Source organism: Stenotrophomonas sp. STEN014, from assembly GCF_056760315.1.
Genome location: NZ_JBRREN010000005.1, coordinates 38981 through 59775, shown reverse-complemented (window position 1 = coordinate 59775; position 20795 = coordinate 38981). Strand labels below are relative to the sequence as shown.

Sequence of the window (20795 nt, the reverse complement as noted above, 5' to 3'; positions counted from 1 at the left end):
AGCAGTGCGTGAAGGCCTAAAATTGCGGGGCTGAAATCTGGCAGTCCTGTGTACGTGTTCCCCCCGGCGGGCAATCCCCGGGTGGTCGTCCGCGCAAGTGCGCTAAGGGGTTGTCGGGCTGAGCACTCCCTCGCAATTGGATCGACCGATGATTCCGTTGAAAACTCTTGGACGCATGCTGCGTCCGGGCTTAATTGTCGCGATGACCGTCTTGATGACGGGCTGCGACTGGTCCTTGTTTGACCCCAAGGGTCATATCGCCCGTGAAGAACTCACGCTGCTGATCACCTGTACGGTGCTGATGCTGCTGGTGGTGATTCCGGTGATCATCATGACGCTGGTGTTTGCATGGAAGTACCGTGCCAGCAATACCAGTGCCCGTTATGAGCCGAAGTGGTCGCATTCCACCGCCATCGAAGTGGTGGTGTGGTCGATCCCGTGCATGATCGTGCTGGTACTGGCGGTGCTGACGTGGCGTTCTTCGCACGCGTTGGATCCGTACAAGCCGCTGGAATCGGACAAGAAGGCCATCACCATCGAGGCGGTTTCGCTCGACTGGAAGTGGCTGTTCATCTATCCGGAAGAAAACGTGGCTGTGATCAACGAGCTGACCTTCCCGGTCGGTGCGCCGCTGAACTTCAAGCTGACCTCCGATACGGTGATGAATGCGTTCTTCATTCCGCACCTCGGCAGCATGGTGTACTCGATGGCGGGCATGGAAACCAAGCTGCATCTGATTGCCGATGAAGCCGGCTCGTTCGATGGCATGTCATCGCATTACAGCGGTGCGGGTTTCAACAAGATGCATTTCAAGGCCCATGCCGTTACCGACGAGCAGTACCAGCAATGGTTGGCCAAGGTCCGTGCCGAAGGTTCGGTGCTGGATCAGGCCTCGTTGACCGAGTTGGGTGCCCAGAAGAACCACGACTGGTTCCCGGTGACCTACTACGCCAGCACACAGGCGGGCCTGTTCGACGCGATGATCGCCCGGCACATGGGTGACAACCATCACTACGGTATGAAGCATGACCGTAGCGATGCCGCGGCAAATGGCGTGAGCCATGAAGGTCACGATGCCGGCGCTGCCGGGCATGCGGAGCACGAAGCGGCCGCGCCGGCTGCTGCCGGCGATACCGCACCGCAGGCTGAACACCACTCAGGCGAGCACGCTGCAGCCGGTCATGCCGGTCACAGCGGCTCGGGAGAATGACAATGTTGGGAAAACTCTCGTTTGAGGCGATTCCACACGACCCGATCATCATCACCACCTTGATCGGCGCCACGCTGGTCGGTCTGCTGGTGCTGGCGCTGATCACCAAGGCGAAGTTGTGGGGTTATCTGTGGAAGGAGTGGTTCACTTCGGTGGATCACAAGAAGATCGGCGCGATGTACCTCATCGTCGCTTTCGTCATGTTGCTGCGCGGCTTTGCCGACGCGATCATGATGCGCACGCAGCAGGCAATGGCTGCCGGCGGAAATGAAGGTTTCCTGCCGCCACATCACTACGACCAGATCTTCACCGCCCATGGCGTGATCATGATCTTCTTCGTGGCGATGCCGCTGATCACCGGCCTGATGAACCTGGTCGTGCCGCTGCAGATCGGTGCGCGCGACGTTGCGTTCCCGTTCCTGAACTCCCTCAGCTTCTGGCTGTTCATGGCAGGCACCGCCCTGATCATGATCTCGCTGGGCGTGGGTGAGTTTGCCGCGACCGGCTGGCTGGCGTTCCCGCCGTTGTCGGGGCTGGAGTACAGCCCGGGTGTGGGTGTGGACTACTACATCTGGGGTCTGCAGGTTGCCGGTCTGGGTACGACGCTGAGCGGCATCAACTTCCTGGTGACCATCCTGAAGATGCGTACCCCGGGCATGCCGCTGATGAAGATGCCGGTGTTCTCCTGGACCGCACTGGTCACCAACGTGCTGATCATCGCCGCGTTCCCGGTGCTGACCATCACCCTGGTGCTGCTGACCCTGGACCGCTACCTGGGCATGCACTTCTTCACCAACGATGCTGGCGGCAACGCCATGCTGTACATCAACCTGATCTGGATCTGGGGTCACCCGGAGGTCTACATCCTGGTGATGCCGGCGTTCGGTGTGTTCTCTGAAGTGATCGCCACCTTCTCGCGCAAGACCCTGTTCGGCTACAAGGGCATGGTCTACGCCACCGCGGCGATCGGCGTGCTGTCGTTCCTGGTGTGGCTGCACCACTTCTTCACCATGGGCTCGGGTGCCAACGTCAATGCCTTCTTCGGCATCACGACGATGATCATCTCGATCCCGACCGGCGTGAAGATCTTCAACTGGTTGTTCACGATGTACCGTGGCCGCGTGCACTTCACCTCGCCGGTGCTGTGGACGATCGGTTTCATGGTCACCTTCGTCATCGGCGGCATGACCGGCGTGATGCTGGCGATTCCGGCGATCGACTTCGTGTTGCACAACTCGCTGTTCCTGATCGCGCACTTCCACAACGTCATCATTGGCGGCGTGGTGTTCGGCATGTTTGCCGGTATCACCTACTGGTTCCCGAAGATGTTCGGCTTCAAGCTGGATGAGACCTGGGGCAAGCGTGCGTTCTGGTGCTGGTTCATCGGTTTCTATGTCGCCTTCATGCCGCTGTACGCACTGGGCTTCATGGGTGTCACGCGCCGTCTGCAGAGCTATCCGAACACCGACCACCAGCCGTTCTTCATCGTGGCGATGATCGGTGCGTTCATCATCGGCGCGGGCATCCTGTGCCAGTTCATCCAGATCATCGTGTCGATCCGTGATCGCAAGAAGAATGTGGACCTGACCGGCGATCCGTGGGACGCCCGTACCCTGGAGTGGGAGACCACTTCTCCGGTGCAGTTCTACAACTTCGCTGTATTGCCGAAGGGTGAAGAGCTGGATGATTTCTGGGAACGCAAGCAGCGTGGCGAAGCCTGGCCGAAGCCGGCCAAGTACAGCGATATCCACATGCCGCGCAACACCGGCGCCGGTGTCGTGATCGGTGCCTTCAGCCTGGTGTTCGGTTTCGCGATGATCTGGCACATCTGGTGGCTGGCCATCGTTGGCCTGGTCGGCATGATCGCCAGCTTTATCGTCCGCACCTTCGACAAGGACGTGGATTACTGGGTGCCTGCGGCTGAAGTCGAACGTATCGAGAATGAGCACCGCAAGCACCTGATCGCTCAGGGGCTGGTGAAGACCGAGGTGAAGGCATGAGCACAAACGCCCACACGATGACCCACGGTTCGGCCGCAGACGCGGCCGGCCATGAGCACGAGCACCATCACGACGCCGGCGAAAGCACCGTTTTCGGCTTCTGGGTGTACCTGATGAGCGATCTGCTCATCTTCGCCACCCTGTTCGTGACCTATGTGGTTCTGGCCGGCGCGACCAATGGTGGCCCGGGTGCCAAGGAACTGTTCGACCTGAAGTTCGTGGCCGGTGAAACCGCGCTGCTGCTGGTGTCCTCGCTGACCTTCGGTCTGGGCATGATCGCCATGCACCAGAAGAAGATGGGCCAGATGTTCGGCTGGCTCGGCTTCACCTGGCTGCTGGGCGCCGGCTTTATGGCCATGGAAATCTGGGAGTTCAATCACCTGGTGCACCAGGGCTATGGCCCGGACCACAGTGCGTTCCTGTCGGCGTTCTTCGCGCTGGTCGGCACCCACGGCTTGCACGTGACCGCCGGCCTGCTGTGGCTGCTGGTGATGTTCGTCCAGCTCAAGCAGAACGGCCTGACCGAGACCAACAAGACCCGCATGGCGTGCCTGAGCCTGTTCTGGCACTTCCTGGATCTGGTCTGGATCGGCGTGTTCTCTGTCGTCTATCTGTCGGGAGCCCTCTGATGTCCGCACATGACAATCACGACCATGCCGCCGGTGGCTCCAGCCACGGCAGCGTCAAGTCCTACCTGACCGGCTTCGTGCTGGCGGCAGCGCTGACCATCATCCCGTTCTGGGCGGTGATGAGTGGCGGCCTGTCCTCGACCTTTGCCACCGCCATGGTGATTCTGGTCGCCGGCGTGCTGCAGCTGCTGGTGCACCTGGTGTTCTTCCTGCACCTGGACCGCTCCTCGGCCGCACGCTGGAACGTCAATGCAGGTCTGTTCACCCTGGTGGTGATCGGCATCATTCTCGCCGGCACGATGTGGGTGATGTGGAACATGAACTACCACATGATGCACTGAGTGGGCTGACGCTCCTCGCCGACAAAGGCCGCCGCAAGGCGGCCTTTGTTTTTTCCGGCAGCGGGGCGATGCTGTGCGAAAAAAGGGGGGGGCGATGGGCGGACGCAAGGTGCTGACGGCAGGAATCGTGATCGCCGCCGCAGGCGCGATCCTGGGGGGTATGGCGGGTGGTGCCTGGCTGCCGCTGCACTACGTAGGCAAGCCACTGGCGACACTGCTGATCCTGGGCGTGGCGGCCACCGCGGTCGATGCCGACAGACGGTATCGCCGGTGGATTGTGCTGGGGCTGGTGTTCTCGCTGATGGGCGATGTATGGCTGATGCTGCCCGGGGACTATTTCGTCGCCGGGCTGATCGCGTTCCTGCTGGCGCATCTGGCCTATATCAGCGCCTTCCTGCCGGGGTTGCATCGGCGCGCGGCGCTGCCGGCGGCGTTGTGCCTGGCTGCGTACGCGGTGGGGTATGTGTGGCTGCTGTGGCCCTATCTGCCCGCTGCGTTGCGACTGCCGGTGCTGGTTTACGTGGGGGTGCTGGCGTTGATGGCGATCGCGGCCCTGGGGCGGCGCCTGCAGCAGCCGGTGCGTGGTGCGTCGCGCGACTCGAGCGGTCGGGCGGCGCTGGGGGGAGTGCTGTTCATCGCCAGTGATTCGGTACTGGCCTGGGACCGCTTCACCGGTGGCGTGCCGCTGGCCCTGTTGCTGGTTCTGTCCACTTACTACCTGGCGCAATGGTGCATTGCCTGTTCGGTCTCAGCCAGCGCGAATCGCCCGCGCTAAAGTAGCCGGCCATCCCTTCACGGAACCGGCAATGGCCAAGACCCAGAGCAAGGCCCGCACCGCGTATGTCTGCGGCGAATGTGGCGCGGAGTACAGCAAGTGGCAGGGCCAGTGCACCGAGTGCGGCGTCTGGAACGTGCTCAGCGAGATCGTGCTGGAAAGCGCGGCGGCGGCGAAATCGCCGGCCTCGCGCCGCAGTGGCTGGGCTGGCAAGGTCGAGGCGCCGAAGATCACCGCGCTGAAGGATGTCCAGCAGACCGATCATCTGCGTGTGTCCACCGGTATCGGCGAGTTCGACCGGGTGCTGGGTGGCGGTCTGGTCGAAGGCGCAGTGGTGCTGGTGGGGGGAGATCCGGGTATCGGCAAATCCACGTTGCTGTTGCAGGCGGTGGCGAAGATGGCCGGCACGCTGCCGGTGCTCTATGTCACTGGCGAGGAGTCGCTGGCGCAGGTGGCCGGTCGCGCAGTACGTCTGGACCTGCCGCTGGAAGGCGTCAATGCACTGGCTGAAACCGGCGTCGAGCACATCCTGCAGCACGCCGCCAGCGCACGCCCGAAGTTGATCGTGGCCGACTCGGTGCAGACCCTGTGGACCGAGACGGTGACCGCCGCGCCCGGTTCGGTCAGCCAGGTGCGCGAGAGCGCCGCCCGTCTGGTGCGCTTCGCCAAGGAGACCGGTACCGCCGTGTTTCTGGTCGGGCATGTGACCAAGGAAGGCGGCATCGCCGGGCCGCGCGTGCTGGAGCACATGGTCGATGCAGTGCTGTATTTCGAAGGTGAGAGCGGCAGCCGCTTTCGCGTGCTGCGCGCGTTCAAGAACCGCTTTGGTGCGGTCAACGAGCTCGGTGTATTCGCGATGGGGGAAAAGGGCCTGAAGGAAGTGCCCAATCCCTCGGCGATCTTTCTCTCCGGTGGCAGTACCCGACAGCCGGGCAGCTGTGTGATGGTCACGCGCGAGGGCACCCGTCCCTTGCTGGTGGAGGTGCAGGCGCTGGTGGATTCCTCGCCGTTGTCCAATCCGCGCCGGGTAGCAGTGGGGCTGGAGCAGAACCGGCTGGCGATGCTGCTGGCGGTATTGCACCGGCATGGGGGCGTGCTGGTTGGCGACCAGGACGTGTTCGTCAATGTGGTCGGTGGCATCCGCGTGCAGGAAACCGCGGTGGACCTGCCGGTGCTGCTGGCGGTGCTGTCCTCGCTGCAGGACCGGCCGCTGGCCGACAAGACCATCGCCTTCGGCGAGGTCGGCTTGTCCGGGGAGATCCGGCCTGTGCCCAATGGCGAGGACCGGCTGCGCGAGGCGGCCACGCATGGTTTCAAGCGTGCCATCGTGCCCAAGGCCAATGCGCCCAAGGCCGGATCGGTCAAGGGCATGGAAGTGATCGCGGTGGAGCGCCTGTCGCAGGCACTGGAAGCGGCGGCGGAATGACGTCGCCGCAGTCGATCAGCCGCGTTTGAGCACCAGTTCGATGACGAATTGGCTGCCGAAGAAGGCCAGCAACAACAGCACCATCGCGCTCAGTGTCCAGTGCACGGCCTTGATGCCACGCCAGCCATAACGGCGCCGGCCGATCAGCAAGGTGCCGAACACGATCCACGACAGCACGCTGAGCACGGTCTTGTGCACCAGCTTCTGCGCCAACAGGTTGTCGACGAACAGCACGCCGGTGAGCAGGGTCAGGGTCAGCAGGCTGAAGCCTACGGTGATCGTGCGGAACAGCAGGGTTTCCAGGTCCGCCATCGGTGGCAGCGCGCGCAGCCAGGGGCGGAACTCGCGCTGCCGCAGTGCGCGTTCCTGCAGCCACAGCATCATCGCCAGCAGCGCGGCGATACTCAGCGTGGCATAGGACAGCAACGCCAGCCACGCATGGGTGGCCAGCTGCCAGCCCAGCGCCTTGCTCGGTGCATGCCCGTAGCCGTGGTAGATGACCAGCAGGATCGCGGCCAACGGAAACGCCACCACGCCCAGTGCCGCCATGCGGCCGCGTGCACCCACCAGAGTCGTCAGCAGCGCCATGCCCAGCCCGACCAGCGACAGTGCGGCGAAGAAGTGCATATCCGGGCCGCCGACAGTGTTCAGCGCCACCAGCACGTGATAACCGGCGTGCAGGACTTCCGCGGTGACGGCCGGGACGAGCCAGCCGCGCGCTGGAGCGCTGGCGCCGGCTGTCAGTCCGCGGATCAGCAGGCCTGTAGCCAATAGGTAGAGCAGGGCGGCAATGAGAACGATTGTCATCGCAACAGTTTCGCATACGGGCCTGCCGCTGGCGATGCGAACCGGCGATCGCGGCGAGGGGTCGTTATACTTGCCCACTCTGTTTCCACGATTTCCGCAGGTTCCGCCGCATGTTCGAGTCACTGACCCAGCGCCTTTCCGGCACCATCGAGCGCCTGCGTGGGCGCGGCCGTTTGACCGAGGAAAACATCCGCGAGGCCACCCGCGAGGTGCGCATCGCCCTGCTGGAGGCCGATGTCGCCCTGCCGGTGGTGCAGGCGCTGGTCGAGAAGATCAAGATCCGTGCGGTCGGTCAGGAAGTGCTCAAGTCGCTGACCCCGGGCCAGGCGCTGATCAAGGTCGTGCGCGACGAGCTGACCGCGGTGATGGGCTCGCAGGCGTCCGATCTGAACCTCAATGTGCCGGCGCCGGCCATCATCCTGATGGCGGGCCTGCAGGGTGCGGGCAAGACCACCACCGTGGGCAAGCTGGCCAAGCACCTGAAGGAAAAGCGCAAGAAGAAGGTGATGGTGGTCTCGGCCGACGTCTACCGTCCGGCCGCCATCGAGCAGTTGAAGACGCTGGCCGACCAGGTCGGCGTACTGTTCTTCCCGTCCAGCCCGGAGCAGAAGCCGGTGGACATCGTCCGCGCCGCCATCGATGACGCGCGCAAGTCCTTCGCCGATGTGCTGCTGGTCGATACCGCCGGCCGTCTGGCCATCGACGAAGCGATGATGGCCGAAATCCAGGCCCTGCATGCCGCGGTCAACCCGGCCGAGACCCTGTTCGTGGTCGATGCCATGACCGGCCAGGACGCGGCCAACACCGCCAAGGCCTTCGGCGAGGCGCTGCCGCTGACCGGCGTGGTGCTGACCAAGACCGACGGTGACGCCCGTGGTGGTGCCGCGCTGAGCGTGCGCTACATCACCGGCAAGCCGATCAAGTTCACCGGTACCGGTGAAAAGGTCGACGGCCTGGATGTGTTCCATCCCGAGCGTGTGGCCAGCCGCATCCTCGACATGGGCGACGTGCTGTCGCTGGTGGAGCAGGTCGAGCAGCAGGTCGACAAGGACAAGGCGCAGAAGCTCGCCGAGAAGGTCGCCAAGGGCAAGAAGTTCGACCTGAACGACATGCGCGACCAGTTGGAGCAGATGCAGAACATGGGCGGCATCGGTGGCCTGATGGACAAGCTGCCGGGCCTGGGACAGATCCCCGAGCACCTCAAGGCGCAGGTCAGCCAGAGCAAGGAAGTGCCGCGCATGATCGCCATCATCAACTCGATGACCAAGAAGGAGCGGCGCAATCCGGGCCTTCTGAACGGTTCGCGTCGTGCCCGCATCGCGCGCGGCTCCGGCACCCAGCCGGCCGACGTCAACAAGCTGATGAAGCAATACATGCAGATGGAAAAGATGATGGGCAAGCTGGCCGGTGGCGGCATGAAGGGCATGATGCGCAACATGAAGGGCATGCTCGGCGCCATGGGGGGCCGTGGCGGCCTGCCGTTCCGCTGATCCGGCCGACGGCGGGGCGCTGCAGGCCGCGCAGGGAGCCTGCGATAACGCGTGCCCGTGGTTTCCCGACACCTGTATAGGGTTTTGTAATGAATCCCGGTATCCGGCAGCGCGTTGATCGTTTCTGCCAGCGCTTTGGCGTTGGCTTGCCGGTCCTGCTGGCGCCCATGGCAGGCGCCTGCCCGGTGTCGTTGTCGGCGGCGCTGGCCAATACCGGTGGCATGGGCGCGATGGGCGCGGTGCTGTCCACGCCGGAACAGATCGGCCAGTGGATGGCGGCGTTCCGCGAGCAATCGTCGGGTCCGGTGCAGATCAATCTGTGGCTGCCCGATCCTGCGCCGCAGCGTGATGCGGCCGCTGAGGCGACCACGCGCGGATTTCTCGCGCAGTGGGGGCCGCCCGTGCCGGTGGCTGCCGGTGACACTGTGCCGCCTGATTTCGCTGCCCAGTTCGAGGCGCTGGTCGCCGCTCGCCCCGCGGTGGCCTCGACCATCATGGGTATCCTTTCCACTGAACAGGTGCAGCGGCTGAAGGCGGCAGGGATCGCCTGGTTCGCCTGCGCCACAACCCTGGATGAAGCCATGCAGGCGCAAGCGGCCGGTGCCGATGCGGTGGTCGCGCAGGGCATGGAGGCCGGCGGTCATCGCGGCGCGTTCGATGCCGCGCAGGCCGAGCGGCAGATGGTGGGCCTGTTCGCGCTGCTGCCGCGTCTGGTCGATCATTTGCAGGTGCCGGTGATCGCTGCGGGCGGCATCGCCGACGGGCGCGGGGTTGCAGCGGCATTGATGCTGGGCGCCAGTGCGGTGCAGGTGGGCACCGCGTTTCTGGCCGCCGATGAATCCGATATCCCGGTTGCCTGGCGGCAGGGCTTGGCCGCCGCGGAGCCGGAGGCCACCTGCGCGACCCGGGCATTCAGTGGCCGTCTGGGACGTGCGCTGGCTACTGCCTATGTGCAGGCGGCCGACGCGGGCGATGTACCGCCGCCGCGCCCATATCCGGTGCAGCGCGGGCTTACCGCCCCGATGCGGCAACAGGCTGCTATCGAAAACCGGCTGGACGCGATGCAGGCCTGGGCCGGCCAGTCGGCATGGATGGCGCGCAGCGCGCCGGCGGCTGGCATCCAGCGTTCGCTGTGGACGCAGGCAAGGGAATTGCTGTGAGCGGAATGTTCTGCAACGGCGAGCCTGTGGATGCGACGCTGGTCAGTGCGGCGCTGGTCAATTACGGACACTTCACTTCATTGCAGGTACGCGGCGGCGCGGTACAGGGCTGGGCGCTGCATATGCAGCGATTGCAGCACGGGACGCGCGAGCTGTTCGACGCGACGCTGGATGAAGTGCAGGTGCGGGCTTGGTTGCGGCAGGCATTGCAACACGGCGAGCTGGTGGATGCCTCGGTGCGGATCACGGTATTCGCGCGGAATTTCGACTTCCGCCGGCCATTGCGCGCAGTACCCGTGGATGTGCTCATAGCGGTCGGTGCACCGGCCGCGAGGCCGGCCCTGGCGCGCTCGGTGCTGCCGCTGGCCTATCAGCGTGACTTGCCGCATATCAAGCATCTTGGAACGTTTCCGCTTTTCCACCATCGCCGCCAGGCCGTGCAGCAGGGTTTCGACGACGCGGTATTTGTCGATACGGCCGGCCGGATCAGCGAGGGCAGCACCTGGAACATCGTTTTCTGGGATGGCGCCCAGGTGGTCTGGCCGCAGGCGGCAGCTCTGCGCGGCACCACCGAACAGCTGCTGGTTGACGGCCTGCAGCGGCAAGGTGAGCGGCAGCTCCGCCGGGAGGTGATGCTGGATGCGCTCCCGGCGTTCCGCGGTGCCGCCGCCTGCAACGCAAGCGGTGTGTGGTCGTTGGCGCGGATCGGCGATCAGCACTTCTGCGGCTCGGACGAGTTGCTCCTGCGCTTGCAGCAGGCACAGGCCCATGCCGCCTGGCAGCCGCTGTAGGCGAGGGTGCCGGTTCAGTTTTTGCGGGTGACCGGGGTTGGAATGGAGCAATAGCGCCGCTATAATCGCCGGCTTACCGCGCCATCCTGGCGACTGGGCAACAAAGGAAAACGACCATGGTCAAGATTCGACTGACCCGCGGCGGCGCCAAGAAGCGTCCGTTCTACCACATCATCGTCACCGACGTCCGTAGCGCCCGCGACGGCCGCAACATCGAGCGCGTCGGTTACTACAATCCGGTTGCCCAGGGTGCAGAGCAGCGCATCGTGCTGGACATCGCCAGCGTCGACAAGTGGGTTGCCAACGGCGCCCAGATGACCGACAAGGTCCGCAACCTGTACAAGGAAGCGACCAAGTCTCAGGCCGCTGCGGCCTGATTCTGACGGGCCACGCGAAAGCGTGGCCCAGTCACAAGTCATGAAGAAAGATTCTGAGCGCCGGATCCTGCTGGGCAGGGTTGCCGGCGCTTTTGGTGTGCGCGGCGAAATAAAGCTCGAGTCCTGGACCGAGCCGCGTTCCGCTATTTTCAACTACCAGCCTTGGATTCTGCGTACGCCTGCAGGGCAGGAATCCGAGGTGAGCGGCGTACGTGGCCGTGATTCCGGCAAGCATCTGGTCGCGAGCTTCCCGGGCGTGACCGACCGTGATGTGGTCGAAGCCATGCGTGGCACCGAGGTCTATGTCGCCCGCAGTGCGCTGCCACCGCCCAAGCCCGACGAGTATTACTGGGTCGACCTGGAAGGCCTGGACGTGCAGACGATGGAGGGGGTCAAGCTGGGGCAGGTCTCGCATCTGTTCAGTACCGGCTCCAACGATGTGCTGGTGGTGCGCGGGGACCGCGAGCGCATGATCCCGTTCGTGATGGACGACTTCGTCAAATCGGTCGATTTCGATGCCGATTTGATCGTCGTCGACTGGGATCCGGAGTTCTGAGTCCCATGCGTGTGGATGTGATCAGCCTGTTTCCGGAGTTTCTGGCCCAGTCGGCCGCGCTTGGCGTGGTCGGGCGGGCGCAGGAGCGCGGCTTGCTGGAGCTGCATGGCTGGAATCCGCGCGATTACGCCGAGGGCAATTACCGGCGGGTGGATGACCGTCCATTCGGTGGCGGCCCTGGCATGGTGATGCTGATCGAGCCGCTGCGGGCTGCGTTGGCGGCCGCGCGTGCCGCCGATCCACAGCCGGCGCCGCTGATCTACCTCAGCCCGCAGGGGCGTCCGCTGTGCCAGGCCAAGGTCCGGGAACTGGCGGCGCTGCCACGGATGATCCTGCTCTGTGGTCGCTATGAGGGCGTGGACGAGCGCTTTATCGCCAGCGAGGTGGACGAGGAGATCTCTATCGGTGATTACGTGCTGTCGGGCGGCGAGCTGGGCGCGGCGGTGATCATCGACGCCGTAACCCGCCTGCAGGAGGGAGCCCTGAACGACGCCGAATCGGCGGTGCAGGACAGTTTCGAGGGCGATGGCCTGCTGGATTGCCCGCATTACAGCCACCCCGCCAGCCATGCGCTGGGGAACGTGCCGGAGGTGTTGCGATCAGGAAACCATGCCGCCATTGCCCGCTGGCGTCGGCAGCAGTCATTGCTCCGGACGGCCTTGCGGCGGCCTGATCTGCTCGATGAGGCCGGGCTGGGCAAGGCTGACCGCAAGCTGCTGGCCGAGGCTGTGGCAGGTCTGGAAATCCAGACACCGCCTACTGGCGCCGACGGCAGCTAGTAGGCTATAATTTCCGATTCCCGCCAGCCGGTATCGGCTGGTGATGGAGACAAAACAACAAACGTGCAGCGCAATCCGGTGACTGCATCAGTCCAAGCTGTCGAATCGACACGCCCACCCGAAAACAATCGGTGTAATCCAATGAGCAAGCTGAACAAGTCCATCGTCGCGGAATTCGAATCCGCCCAGATCACCCGCGAACTGCCGAAATTCAGCCAGGGCGACACCGTCGTGGTGAACGTGAAGGTCAAGGAAGGCAACCGCGAGCGTGTGCAGGCCTACGAAGGCGTCGTGATCGGCACCAAGAATGCCGGCCTGAACTCCGCTTTCACCGTGCGCAAGATCTCGCACGGCTACGGCGTCGAGCGCGTGTTCCAGACCCACAGCTCCATCATCGACTCGGTCGAAGTGAAGCGCCGCGGCAAGGTCCGTTCCGGCAAGCTGTACTACCTGCGTGGCCTGGAAGGCAAGAAGGCGCGCATCAAGGAAGACCTGGCCGGCAACGCCCGCGCCAAGGCCGCCCGTCAGGCTGCCGAGTAATACCCGCCGGCTGGTTCAAACCCAGTCTGCAGCAACGGCCACCTTCGGGTGGCCGTTTGCGTTTATGGCAGAACAGATACTTCCGGGCGGAGGTGGAAGCCGGCGCAAGTTGGGGGTTGCTTCCTGCTGGCAGTGGCGTTATCGCTATATCAGGGGATGTTTTGTCCAGTGCGGTAGCAGCCTGGCTGGATCTGACCGGTTCAGTGCGTTGTCGGCCGGCTGATCGTGGGCGCATGGTTTGGCCGTCGTTTGCCGTGGCGCGACGAGCGCTGGAGTCCTCACGATCTCCCGCATCGCACTGAATCCGGAATCTCCCGGCACAGACTGCCGCACCTGGACACGGCGTCCGGGGATCAGCGTGCTGTCGTATCGCCGGGAGCAGGTTCCATCCCAAGGCCGATATCGACATCGGCCACGGGCGCCGGGGGCGCGGCGCCGATCTCCGCCGGCGTGGCCACAGTGTCGGTCTCGGGCGTGACCAGCATGCTCGCCTTGCGCCAGTTTCCCCAGCGGTAATAGGCCATGATCATCAGCATCGAGCAGAACGCACTGACCGGGAAGCTCCACCAGATCGCATCGGCCCCCATCAGCGGTTGCAGCCATTTGGCGAAGGGCACACGGATGCCCCACATCGCCACGGCCAGGATCAGCAGCGGCGGCACCACCGCACCGGTGGAGCGCACCACGCCGGCAACCACGAAGTTCACCCCAAAGAACAGGAACGACCAGACCGCGATGTGGTTCAGGTGGCGGCCGATCTCCAGTGACTGGCTGGCCGCCGGCAGGAACAGCGCCAGCGTGCTGCGATCGAACAGGATGATCGGTGCGATCAGCGCGCCGGTAAGCAGGAAATTGAACAACACACCGGTCCGCGCGGTGGAATCTACCCGCTCCCAGCGGCCGGCACCCACATTCTGCGCGGCCATGGACGAGCAGGCCGCACCGATGGCCATCGCCGGCATCTGCACATAGGTCCACAGCTGCAGCGCGGCGCCATAGGCCGACGCGGTTTCTACGCCATAGCCGTTGACCATGGTGATCATCATGATCATTGCCAGCGAGATCAGGATCATCTGCAGGCCCATCGGCACGCCCTTGAGGATCAGTGAGGTGAGGATGACCGGGTCGATTTTCAGCAGCCGGGCATCCTTTCGGCCCAGCCACAGCATGTGCCGCTTGTTGCGCAGATACAGCAGCAGCGCGGTCAGCGCCAAGGCCTGCGAGAAGAACGTGGCCCATGCCGAGCCGGCCACGCCCAGTTCGGGGAACGGACCGATCCCGAAGATCAGCAGCGGATTGAAGGCGATATCCAGCAGCACGGCCAGCAGCAGGAAGCCGAATGGCGTGCGTGCATCGCCGGCGCCACGCAACGCGGCACTGATAAAGGCGAAGGCGTACAGCAGCGGCATCGCCAGAAAAATCACTTTCAGATACGCGTCAGCCAACGGCAGCGATTCGGCCGGGGTGCCCATCGCCAACAGCAGCCGGTGCGACAGGAACCAGCCCAGTACCGCAATCACGGCCGAAAGACCGACGAAAAAGGTGGCGCTGGTACCCATCACCCGGCGCGCCTGCGGCAGATTCCTGGCACCGATGGACTGGCCGATCAGGATCGTGGCGGCCATGCCGATGCCGAACACCGAACCGATCAGGAAAAACATGATGTTGTTGGCGTTGGCCGTCGCGGTGAGTGCGGCCTCGCCCAGGAACTTGCCGACCCAGATCGCATTGACCGAGCCATTCAGCGACTGGGCGATGTTGCCCGCCAGAATAGGCAGCGCGAACAGCAGCAGGCTGCGCCCGATCGGGCCTTCGGTCAGTGAGCGGGCATGCGTGGCTTTCGACATGGATGCGGCTGCCGGTTTCGGGGCTGGCACACTAGCACCTTGCAGATGAGGGGGCCGAAGGCGGGTATCCACCGCCCGGTCACAAATTGGAGGCCGGGGCACTACGATGAATCACCCAGCAGTTCCCGTGGAGAGTATCCGCCTGGATGTGTGGCTGTGGGCCGCGCGCTTCTTCAAGACCCGGAGCCTGGCCAAACAGGCGGTGGACACCGGCAAGGTCGAGGTGGACGGACAGCGACCCAAATCTTCGCGGGCGATACGGATAGGCGATGATTTGCGCGTGCAGCGTGGCGAAGAGGTGGTCCAGCTCAATGTGCGCGGGCTGAGTGATAGCCGTGGACCGGCACCGGTAGCGCAGGCGCTTTACGAGGAGACCGCTGCATCGAAACAGGCGCGCGAAGCGCTGCGCCTGCGCCGTGCTGCGGAGCGGACCGGCTATCAGGCGCCGGAACATCGTCCGGACAAGCGCGCGCGCCGGCTGATCCGGGCGTTGGGGGATATTGACGCGCATTAGCGTCGAGCAGCGCGGGCTGCTATCACCCGATGCGGATCTTCAACAACGGAACGCCACCGGAGCGGTGGCGTTGATTTGTGAGTGGCAGTGAGGTTCAGCGTTTGCCGCTGCCGAGCAGGCCGCTGCCCAGCTTGATCAGGTCGGCGACACCGAACTGGCCGTCGCCGTCCTGGTCCAGCACGCTGCCGAGCAGCCCACCCGCGATGCCCCCAGCCTGCGACACCTGCTGTTTTTCCTGGCCCAGAATCTGCGCCAGGCCGTCCGCGTTGGCTGTGCCCCCGCCGCTCATGCGCTGGGCGATGAAGGCCATCACGATCGGTGCCAGGATTTTCAGCAGCTGGCTCGACGTGCCCGGGCTCAGGCCGGTGGCCTGGGCCAGGCCGGCTTCGGCGCGGGCCTGGTTGCTGCCGAAGATGTGGTCGAGGATGCCGGCGCCATTGGCGGCCGGAGTCGCGCTATTGCCGCCCAGTACCGCGCCCAGCACGCTGCCGATGTCCAGGCCGCTGTGATTGTTCTGCAGGGCGCCGAACAGGGCCTCGGCGCCCTGCGACTTGGCCGCGTTGTTGCCCAGGGCGCCCATTAGCAGTGGCAGCGCCGCGCTGACCGCGGTAGACGCCTGCTGGCGGTCGATGCCCAGTTGCTGCGAAACCTGTTGCAGCGGTGCGCCCTGCAACTGGGAGAGGAGATCGTCGGTCAGGCTCATCGGCACGGATCCTTGCGGTGGGAGGCTGTTTGCATGGTACCCCCGGGCACGGGCGGAAGAGCCAGGGCAGAGGCGGCTGCGGGAAGAAGGTCTGCAGCGTGGCGCGGTCCGGAAGCACCACCGCCCGCGCTGGGCGGGCGGTGATGGCAGGGAAGTGTCGGTCGTTGGTGCTTACAGCTCGATGTCTTCGGCGCCCGGGGTGGCGGTGGGGAAATCGCTGCCCGGGTGCGGCGGGGGCGCGAACGGATCGGCCGGGGCAGTTGCCGCGGCCAGCTTCTGCAGCGCCGCCGCGATGCCGGCACCATAGGCCGGGTCGGCCTTGTTGCAGTTGTCGATGTGGCGCTGCTTGATGAAGTCCGGCGCATCGCCCAGGGCGCGGGCGGTGTTGTCGAACAGGCGCTGCTTCTGCTCGGCGTTGTAGCTGCGGAACAGCGCGCCCGGCTGGCTGAAGTAGTCGTTGTCGTCTTCGCGGAAGTTCCAGAAGTCGGCATCGCCACGGATCTTCAATGCCGGCTCGCGGTACTGCGGTTGTTCCTGCCACTGGCCGTAGCTGTTGGGCTCGTAATGCGGCAGACCGCCGTAGTTGCCATCCACACGCATGGCGCCATCGCGATGGTTGCTGAATACCGGGCAGCGGGCGGCGTTGACCGGGATCTGGTGGTGGTTGACGCCCAGCCGGTAACGCTGCGCATCGGTGTAGGCGAACAGGCGTGCCTGCAACATCTTGTCCGGCGACGGACCGATACCCGGTACCAGGTTGCTGGGGGCGAATGCGGACTGCTCCACGTCCTGGTACCAGTTCACCGGGTTGCGATTGAGTTCGAACTCGCCCACCTCGATCAACGGGTAATCGCTCTTGGGCCAGACCTTGGTAAGGTCGAACGGATGGATGCGGTAGGTTTCCGCTTCCAGCTCCGGCATGACCTGCACGAACAGTTTCCACTTCGGGAACTCGCCGCGCTCGATCGCCTGGAACAGGTCGCGGCCATGGCTTTCGCGGTCTTTGCCGACCAGCACTTCGGCCTGCGCATCGGTCAGCGCCTGCACGCCCTGCTGGGTGATGAAATGGAACTTCACCCAGAAGCGCTCGCCGCCTTCATTGGTGAAGCTGTAGGTGTGCGAGCCGAAGCCGTTCATATGGCGGAAGCTGCGCGGGATGCCGCGGTCGCTCATCACCACGGTGACCTGCATCAGGGCTTCCGGCAGCAGTGTCCAGAAGTCCCAGTTGTTGCGGGCGCTGCGCAGGTTGGTGTGCGGGTCGCGCTTGACCGCCTTGTTGAGGTCGCCGAACTTGCGCGGATCACGCAGGAAGAACACCGGGGTGTTGTTGCCGACCAGGTCCCAGTTGCCTTCCTCGGTGTAGAACTTCAGCGCGAAGCCCCGGATGTCGCGCTCGGCGTCGGCGGCGCCACGCTCGCCGGCCACGGTGGTGAAGCGGGCGAACATCTCGGTCTGCTTGCCCACCGCCGAGAAGAGCTTGGCGCGGGTGTACTTGCTGATGTCATGGGTGACGGTGAAGGTGCCGAATGCACCGGAGCCCTTGGCGTGCATACGACGCTCGGGAATGATCTCGCGGTTGAGGTTGGCCAGCTTCTCCAGCAGCCACACGTCTTCCATCAGCAACGGGCCGCGCGGGCCGGCGGTCTTGCTGTTCTGGTTGTCCACCACCGGCGCACCGAAGGCGGTGGTCAGCGGCGTTACCGCCGCGTCGCCATGCTGCTGCTTGGGGGTGGTGCTGGTGTCACGCTGCGACTGTGCGGCCTGCTCGGGGGAGGGGGCGCTGTGGTACGGACAGGTCGGCTTGGTGTCGTTGCTGCTCATGGCTGGCTCCAGCGGGGCGGGGGATGGGTTTCCAGCCCTGACTGTAGCCATGCCGTGGTGAAATGGGTAATCGAATGATGTGCTCGCAGTGATAGTGATTGGCTATCAAAGTTCCAGTTGGAATTCGCGGGCCCTCTTGCTACCCGTGCCGGGCGGGGCAAGCGTTCGGTTGATGTGAAAATTTCGCGTAGCGGTAGCTGCCGGCGGCCTTCTCGACCACTCCGGTGTCGCAGATCGCAAACAAGGCGGTGCACAGAACCCGGCCTCGCGTGCGGGTTATCGACGTTGCGGTCTTAGAAACGCAAGGGCCGCACTGGGGCGGCCCTTCGTTAAGCGGTCGAGTGCAGGGCACGATCCCCGCGGATATCCATCGCATCGATTACAGCAGGGATTTCACCCGGTACAGCGCTTCCAGCGCCTGTTTTGGAGTCAGTTCATCCGGGTCGATGGCCTGCAGGGCATCCAACGCTGCCGAACTCGGTGCGGCAAACAGACCAAACTGCTGTGGTGCATCCAATGCCTGTGGCGCCATGGCCGCGCTCTGGGTTTCGCCGCCGCGCTGTTCGAGCTCGGCCAGTCGGCGTCGTGCCTGCGCCACGGTGGCCTTGGGCAGCCCGGCCAGTGCGGCCACCTGCAGGCCGAAGCTGCGATTGGCCGGGCCGTCCTTCACCGCGTGCATGAACACCAGCGCCTCGCCATGCTCGACCGCATCGAGATGCACATTGGCGATGCCGCTGGCGCCGCCTTCGTGGCTCTCGTCGGCCAGTGCGGTCAATTCGAAATAGTGGGTGGCGAACAGCGTGTAGCAGCGGTTCTGGTAGGCCAGATGGCGGGCGACCGCATCGGCCAGGGCCAGACCGTCATAGGTCGAGGTGCCACGGCCGATCTCGTCCATCAGCACCAGCGAATGCGCGGTGGCATGGTGCAGGATGTAACTGGTCTCGGCCATTTCCACCATGAAGGTGGATTGGCCCTTGGCCAGGTCGTCACCGGCGCCAATGCGGGTCAGGATGCGGTCGATCGGGCCGATCACCGCACGGCTGGCCGGCACGAAGCTGCCGATATGCGCCAGCAGCACGATCAGCGCGTTCTGCCGCATATAGGTCGACTTGCCGCCCATGTTCGGGCCGGTGATCACCAGCATGCGGCGGTCCGGATGCAGGTCCAGATCATTGGGCTCGAACGGCGCTTCGCGCACGGCTTCCACCACCGGATGACGTCCGCGTTCGATGCGCAGGCACGGTTCTTCCTGCAGCTGCGGCGGTGACCAGTCCAGCGCCTGCGCGCGTTCGGCAAAGCCGGCCAGCACGTCCAGTTCGCTGAGGGCGCCGGCGCAGCGCTTGAGCGGCTCCAGATGCACGGCAATGGTGTCGAGCAGGCCTTCGTACAGCAGTTTCTCGCGGCTGAGTGAACGTTCGCGGGCCGACAGCACCTTGTCCTCGAAGTTCTTGAGCTCTTCGGTGATGTAGCGCTCGGCATTGGTCAGGGTCTGTCGGCGGGTGTAGTGCACCGGCGCCTTGTCGGCCTGGCCTTTGCTGATCTCGATGTAGTAGCCGTGTACCCGGTTGTAGCCGACCTTCAGCGTGGCAATGCCGCTGGCTTCGCGCTCGCGCAGCTCCAGATCGATCAGGAACTGGTCGGCATTGGTCGAGAGCCGGCGCAGCTCGTCAAGCTCGGCGTCGAACCCTTCGGCGATCACGCCGCCGTCGGCCAGCTTCAGCGGCGGTTGTTCGGCGATCGCGCGGGCCAGCAGCTGCGCGCTTTCATCATGGGAGCCCAGTTCGGCGCGCAGCTGTTGCAGGCGCGGCGAATCCAGTGGCTGCAGTTGCGCGGCGATCGCCGGCAACAGTGCCAGGCCGTCACGCAGCGTGGAAAAATCGCGCGGGCGTGCCGAGCGCAGCGCCATGCGGGTGAGGATGCGTTCGATATCACCCAGCGCGCGGAAGCTCTCGCGCAGATCGGTGTCGGCGCCGCGATCGATCAGTGTGGCGACCGCGTGGTGACGCTGCTGCAGCACCTCGCGCAGTCGCAGCGGACGGTGCAGCCAGCGCCGCAGCAGGCGCCCGCCCATCGGCGAGACGGTGCTGTCGAGTACGCCCAGCAAGGTGTTGCGGGTGTCGCCGTCCACGCGCGTGTCAAGTTCCAGATGGCGGCGGGTGGCGGCGTTCATCGCGATCGCCTCACCGGCGTTTTCCATCGCGATGGAGGTCAGATGGGGCAGGCGCTGCTTCTGGGTTTCCTCGACATAGCCCAGCAACGCGCCGGCGGCGGCGGTCGCGCGCGGTTTGTCGTCGATACCGAAGCCGGAAAGATCATGCAGCTTGAAGAAATTCAACAGCTGGCGGCGGCCGCTGTCGGCATCGAACAGCCACGGCGCACGCCGCCGCACGCCGCTGCGCTGGCGCAGGAATTCCGGCCAGCCGTCTTCGTCGGGGACCAGCAGCTCGGCCGGTTCCAGGCGGGCCAGTTCGGCTTCCAGTGCGTCGTCGCTGTCGACTTCGTTGACCAGGAAGCGGCCACCGGCCAGATCAGCCCAGGCCAGGCCGTAGCCGGCCTTGTTGCACGAAATTGCCATCAGCAAGGTGTCGCGGCGCTCGTCCAGCAAGGCCTCGTCGGTGACGGTGCCGGGGGTGACCACGCGCACCACCTTGCGCTCGACCAGGCCCTTGGCCAGCGCCGGGTCGCCGATCTGCTCGCAGATCGCCACCGATTCGCCCAGCGCCACCAGGCGCGCCAGATAGCCTTCGAAGGAGTGCACCGGCACGCCGGCCATCGGGATCGGCGCGCCGCCGGAGCTGCCACGCTGGGTCAGGGTGATATCCAGCAGGCGCGCGGCCTTGCGTGCATCGTCGTAGAACAGCTCGTAGAAATCGCCCATCCGGAAGAACAGCAGCAGGTCCGGGTAGTCGGACTTGGCGGCGAAAAACTGCTTCATCAGCGGGGTGTGTTCGGGCTTTTTCTCGGTCACGCGCTTTCCACTTCGATTGCCGGGCAGCCGGGCTGCCACAAAGGCGTCATTGTAGGGGCAG

General features: G+C 64.7%; 19 protein-coding genes. 14 read left to right on the top strand and 5 right to left on the bottom strand.

The genetic code is table 11. From position 1 onward, the window contains the following. Positions 1–148: 148 nt before the first annotated feature. The 6 genes from cyoA (at position 149) to radA (ending at position 6381) form a co-directional block, all read left to right on the top strand. Entirely contained in the window at positions 149–1210 is a 1062-nt protein-coding gene (gene cyoA / locus ACVOMC_RS08600) for a ubiquinol oxidase subunit II (protein WP_481523612.1), read from the top strand. Positions 1211–1212: 2 nt separating this feature from the next. After that, positions 1213–3210, top strand: a complete 1998-nt coding sequence (cyoB, locus tag ACVOMC_RS08595) for a cytochrome o ubiquinol oxidase subunit I (RefSeq protein WP_054657085.1) — start codon at positions 1213–1215, stop codon at positions 3208–3210. Then, the gene (gene cyoC, locus ACVOMC_RS08590) at positions 3207–3839 is read left to right on the top strand and encodes a cytochrome o ubiquinol oxidase subunit III (protein ID WP_054657083.1); all 633 of its coding nucleotides are present in this window, start codon (positions 3207–3209) and stop codon (positions 3837–3839) included. The genes cyoB and cyoC overlap by 4 nt, the downstream gene beginning before the upstream one ends. Further along, positions 3839–4180 carry a cytochrome o ubiquinol oxidase subunit IV gene (cyoD, locus tag ACVOMC_RS08585; protein ID WP_054657081.1) on the top strand — a complete coding sequence of 114 codons (342 nt, stop codon included), beginning with the start codon at positions 3839–3841 and terminating at the stop codon, positions 4178–4180. The genes cyoC and cyoD overlap by 1 nt, the downstream gene beginning before the upstream one ends. A 94-nt stretch (positions 4181–4274) precedes the next feature. Further along, the gene (locus ACVOMC_RS08580; protein ID WP_057506382.1) at positions 4275–4955 is read left to right on the top strand and encodes a lysoplasmalogenase; all 681 of its coding nucleotides are present in this window, start codon (positions 4275–4277) and stop codon (positions 4953–4955) included. A 31-nt stretch (positions 4956–4986) separates the two neighbouring features. Beyond that, positions 4987–6381 (top strand): DNA repair protein RadA, encoded by a 1395-nt coding sequence (gene radA, locus ACVOMC_RS08575; RefSeq protein ID WP_054657078.1) that lies wholly within the window; start codon positions 4987–4989, stop codon positions 6379–6381. 15 nt (positions 6382–6396) lie between these two features. On the opposite strand, the gene ACVOMC_RS08570 is transcribed toward radA, so the two are convergent. Continuing rightward, the gene (locus tag ACVOMC_RS08570; protein ID WP_481523611.1) at positions 6397–7188 is read right to left on the bottom strand and encodes a cytochrome C assembly family protein; all 792 of its coding nucleotides are present in this window, start codon (positions 7186–7188) and stop codon (positions 6397–6399) included. Positions 7189–7298: 110 nt separating this feature from the next. Here ACVOMC_RS08570 and ffh point away from each other — a divergent pair, with 110 nt between their 5' ends. The 7 genes from ffh (at position 7299) to rplS (ending at position 12881) form a co-directional block, all read left to right on the top strand. Next, positions 7299–8678, top strand: a complete 1380-nt coding sequence (gene ffh / locus ACVOMC_RS08565) for a signal recognition particle protein (RefSeq protein WP_057506380.1) — start codon at positions 7299–7301, stop codon at positions 8676–8678. A gap of 89 nt (positions 8679–8767) precedes the next feature. After that, positions 8768–9838 carry an NAD(P)H-dependent flavin oxidoreductase gene (locus tag ACVOMC_RS08560; protein ID WP_481523610.1) on the top strand — a complete coding sequence of 357 codons (1071 nt, stop codon included), beginning with the start codon at positions 8768–8770 and terminating at the stop codon, positions 9836–9838. Between the two features lie 5 nt (positions 9839–9843). Continuing rightward, positions 9844–10629: an aminotransferase class IV gene (locus ACVOMC_RS08555; RefSeq protein WP_481523760.1), complete on the top strand. Its 786-nt coding sequence runs from the start codon at positions 9844–9846 to the stop codon at positions 10627–10629. A gap of 116 nt (positions 10630–10745) precedes the next feature. Further along, on the top strand, positions 10746–11006 hold the full coding sequence (gene rpsP / locus ACVOMC_RS08550) for a 30S ribosomal protein S16 (RefSeq protein WP_054659045.1): 261 nt from the start codon (positions 10746–10748) through the stop codon (positions 11004–11006). A gap of 40 nt (positions 11007–11046) precedes the next feature. After that, the gene (gene rimM, locus ACVOMC_RS08545; protein ID WP_481523609.1) at positions 11047–11562 is read left to right on the top strand and encodes a ribosome maturation factor RimM; all 516 of its coding nucleotides are present in this window, start codon (positions 11047–11049) and stop codon (positions 11560–11562) included. Between the two features lie 5 nt (positions 11563–11567). Continuing rightward, entirely contained in the window at positions 11568–12341 is a 774-nt protein-coding gene (gene trmD, locus ACVOMC_RS08540; RefSeq protein WP_481523608.1) for a tRNA (guanosine(37)-N1)-methyltransferase TrmD, read from the top strand. Between the two features lie 141 nt (positions 12342–12482). Next, complete coding sequence (rplS, locus tag ACVOMC_RS08535; protein ID WP_057506378.1) at positions 12483–12881, top strand: 50S ribosomal protein L19; 399 nt, start codon at positions 12483–12485, stop codon at positions 12879–12881. A gap of 353 nt (positions 12882–13234) precedes the next feature. Here rplS and ACVOMC_RS08530 read toward each other — a convergent pair whose 3' ends face one another. Continuing rightward, complete coding sequence (locus ACVOMC_RS08530) at positions 13235–14728, bottom strand: MATE family efflux transporter (protein WP_054659039.1); 1494 nt, start codon at positions 14726–14728, stop codon at positions 13235–13237. A 106-nt stretch (positions 14729–14834) separates the two neighbouring features. On the opposite strand from ACVOMC_RS08530, the gene ACVOMC_RS08525 reads away from it, so the two are divergent. Beyond that, entirely contained in the window at positions 14835–15242 is a 408-nt protein-coding gene (locus ACVOMC_RS08525) for an RNA-binding S4 domain-containing protein (RefSeq protein ID WP_054659037.1), read from the top strand. A gap of 94 nt (positions 15243–15336) precedes the next feature. On the opposite strand, the gene ACVOMC_RS08520 is transcribed toward ACVOMC_RS08525, so the two are convergent. From ACVOMC_RS08520 to mutS, 3 genes are all read right to left on the bottom strand, one after another. Next, positions 15337–15945 carry a DUF937 domain-containing protein gene (locus tag ACVOMC_RS08520; protein ID WP_481523607.1) on the bottom strand — a complete coding sequence of 203 codons (609 nt, stop codon included), beginning with the start codon at positions 15943–15945 and terminating at the stop codon, positions 15337–15339. Between the two features lie 171 nt (positions 15946–16116). Next, positions 16117–17766, bottom strand: a complete 1650-nt coding sequence (locus tag ACVOMC_RS08515) for a catalase (protein ID WP_481523606.1) — start codon at positions 17764–17766, stop codon at positions 16117–16119. A 379-nt stretch (positions 17767–18145) separates the two neighbouring features. Next, positions 18146–20701, bottom strand: a complete 2556-nt coding sequence (mutS, locus tag ACVOMC_RS08510; protein ID WP_481523759.1) for a DNA mismatch repair protein MutS — start codon at positions 20699–20701, stop codon at positions 18146–18148. Positions 20702–20795 lie beyond the last annotated feature (94 nt).

Bases quoted from the DNA above. Each gene is read 5' to 3' on its own strand.
- cyoC (WP_054657083.1), top strand. From the start codon at position 3,207: ATGAGCACAAACGCCCACACGATGACCCACGGTTCGGCCGCAGACGCG.
- rimM (WP_481523609.1), top strand. From the start codon at position 11,047: ATGAAGAAAGATTCTGAGCGCCGGATCCTGCTGGGCAGGGTTGCCGGC.
- ACVOMC_RS08530 (WP_054659039.1), bottom strand. From the start codon at position 14,728: ATGTCGAAAGCCACGCATGCCCGCTCACTGACCGAAGGCCCGATCGGG.
- cyoD (WP_054657081.1), top strand. From the start codon at position 3,839: ATGTCCGCACATGACAATCACGACCATGCCGCCGGTGGCTCCAGCCAC.
- ffh (WP_057506380.1), top strand. From the start codon at position 7,299: ATGTTCGAGTCACTGACCCAGCGCCTTTCCGGCACCATCGAGCGCCTG.
- radA (WP_054657078.1), top strand. From the start codon at position 4,987: ATGGCCAAGACCCAGAGCAAGGCCCGCACCGCGTATGTCTGCGGCGAA.
- ACVOMC_RS08580 (WP_057506382.1), top strand. From the start codon at position 4,275: ATGGGCGGACGCAAGGTGCTGACGGCAGGAATCGTGATCGCCGCCGCA.
- trmD (WP_481523608.1), top strand. From the start codon at position 11,568: ATGCGTGTGGATGTGATCAGCCTGTTTCCGGAGTTTCTGGCCCAGTCG.
- ACVOMC_RS08525 (WP_054659037.1), top strand. From the start codon at position 14,835: ATGAATCACCCAGCAGTTCCCGTGGAGAGTATCCGCCTGGATGTGTGG.
- rpsP (WP_054659045.1), top strand. From the start codon at position 10,746: ATGGTCAAGATTCGACTGACCCGCGGCGGCGCCAAGAAGCGTCCGTTC.
- cyoB (WP_054657085.1), top strand. From the start codon at position 1,213: ATGTTGGGAAAACTCTCGTTTGAGGCGATTCCACACGACCCGATCATC.
- ACVOMC_RS08555 (WP_481523760.1), top strand. From the start codon at position 9,844: ATGTTCTGCAACGGCGAGCCTGTGGATGCGACGCTGGTCAGTGCGGCG.
- ACVOMC_RS08570 (WP_481523611.1), bottom strand. From the start codon at position 7,188: ATGACAATCGTTCTCATTGCCGCCCTGCTCTACCTATTGGCTACAGGC.
- ACVOMC_RS08515 (WP_481523606.1), bottom strand. From the start codon at position 17,766: ATGAGCAGCAACGACACCAAGCCGACCTGTCCGTACCACAGCGCCCCC.
- ACVOMC_RS08520 (WP_481523607.1), bottom strand. From the start codon at position 15,945: ATGAGCCTGACCGACGATCTCCTCTCCCAGTTGCAGGGCGCACCGCTG.
- mutS (WP_481523759.1), bottom strand. From the start codon at position 20,701: ATGAAGCAGTTTTTCGCCGCCAAGTCCGACTACCCGGACCTGCTGCTG.
- cyoA (WP_481523612.1), top strand. From the start codon at position 149: ATGATTCCGTTGAAAACTCTTGGACGCATGCTGCGTCCGGGCTTAATT.
- ACVOMC_RS08560 (WP_481523610.1), top strand. From the start codon at position 8,768: ATGAATCCCGGTATCCGGCAGCGCGTTGATCGTTTCTGCCAGCGCTTT.
- rplS (WP_057506378.1), top strand. From the start codon at position 12,483: ATGAGCAAGCTGAACAAGTCCATCGTCGCGGAATTCGAATCCGCCCAG.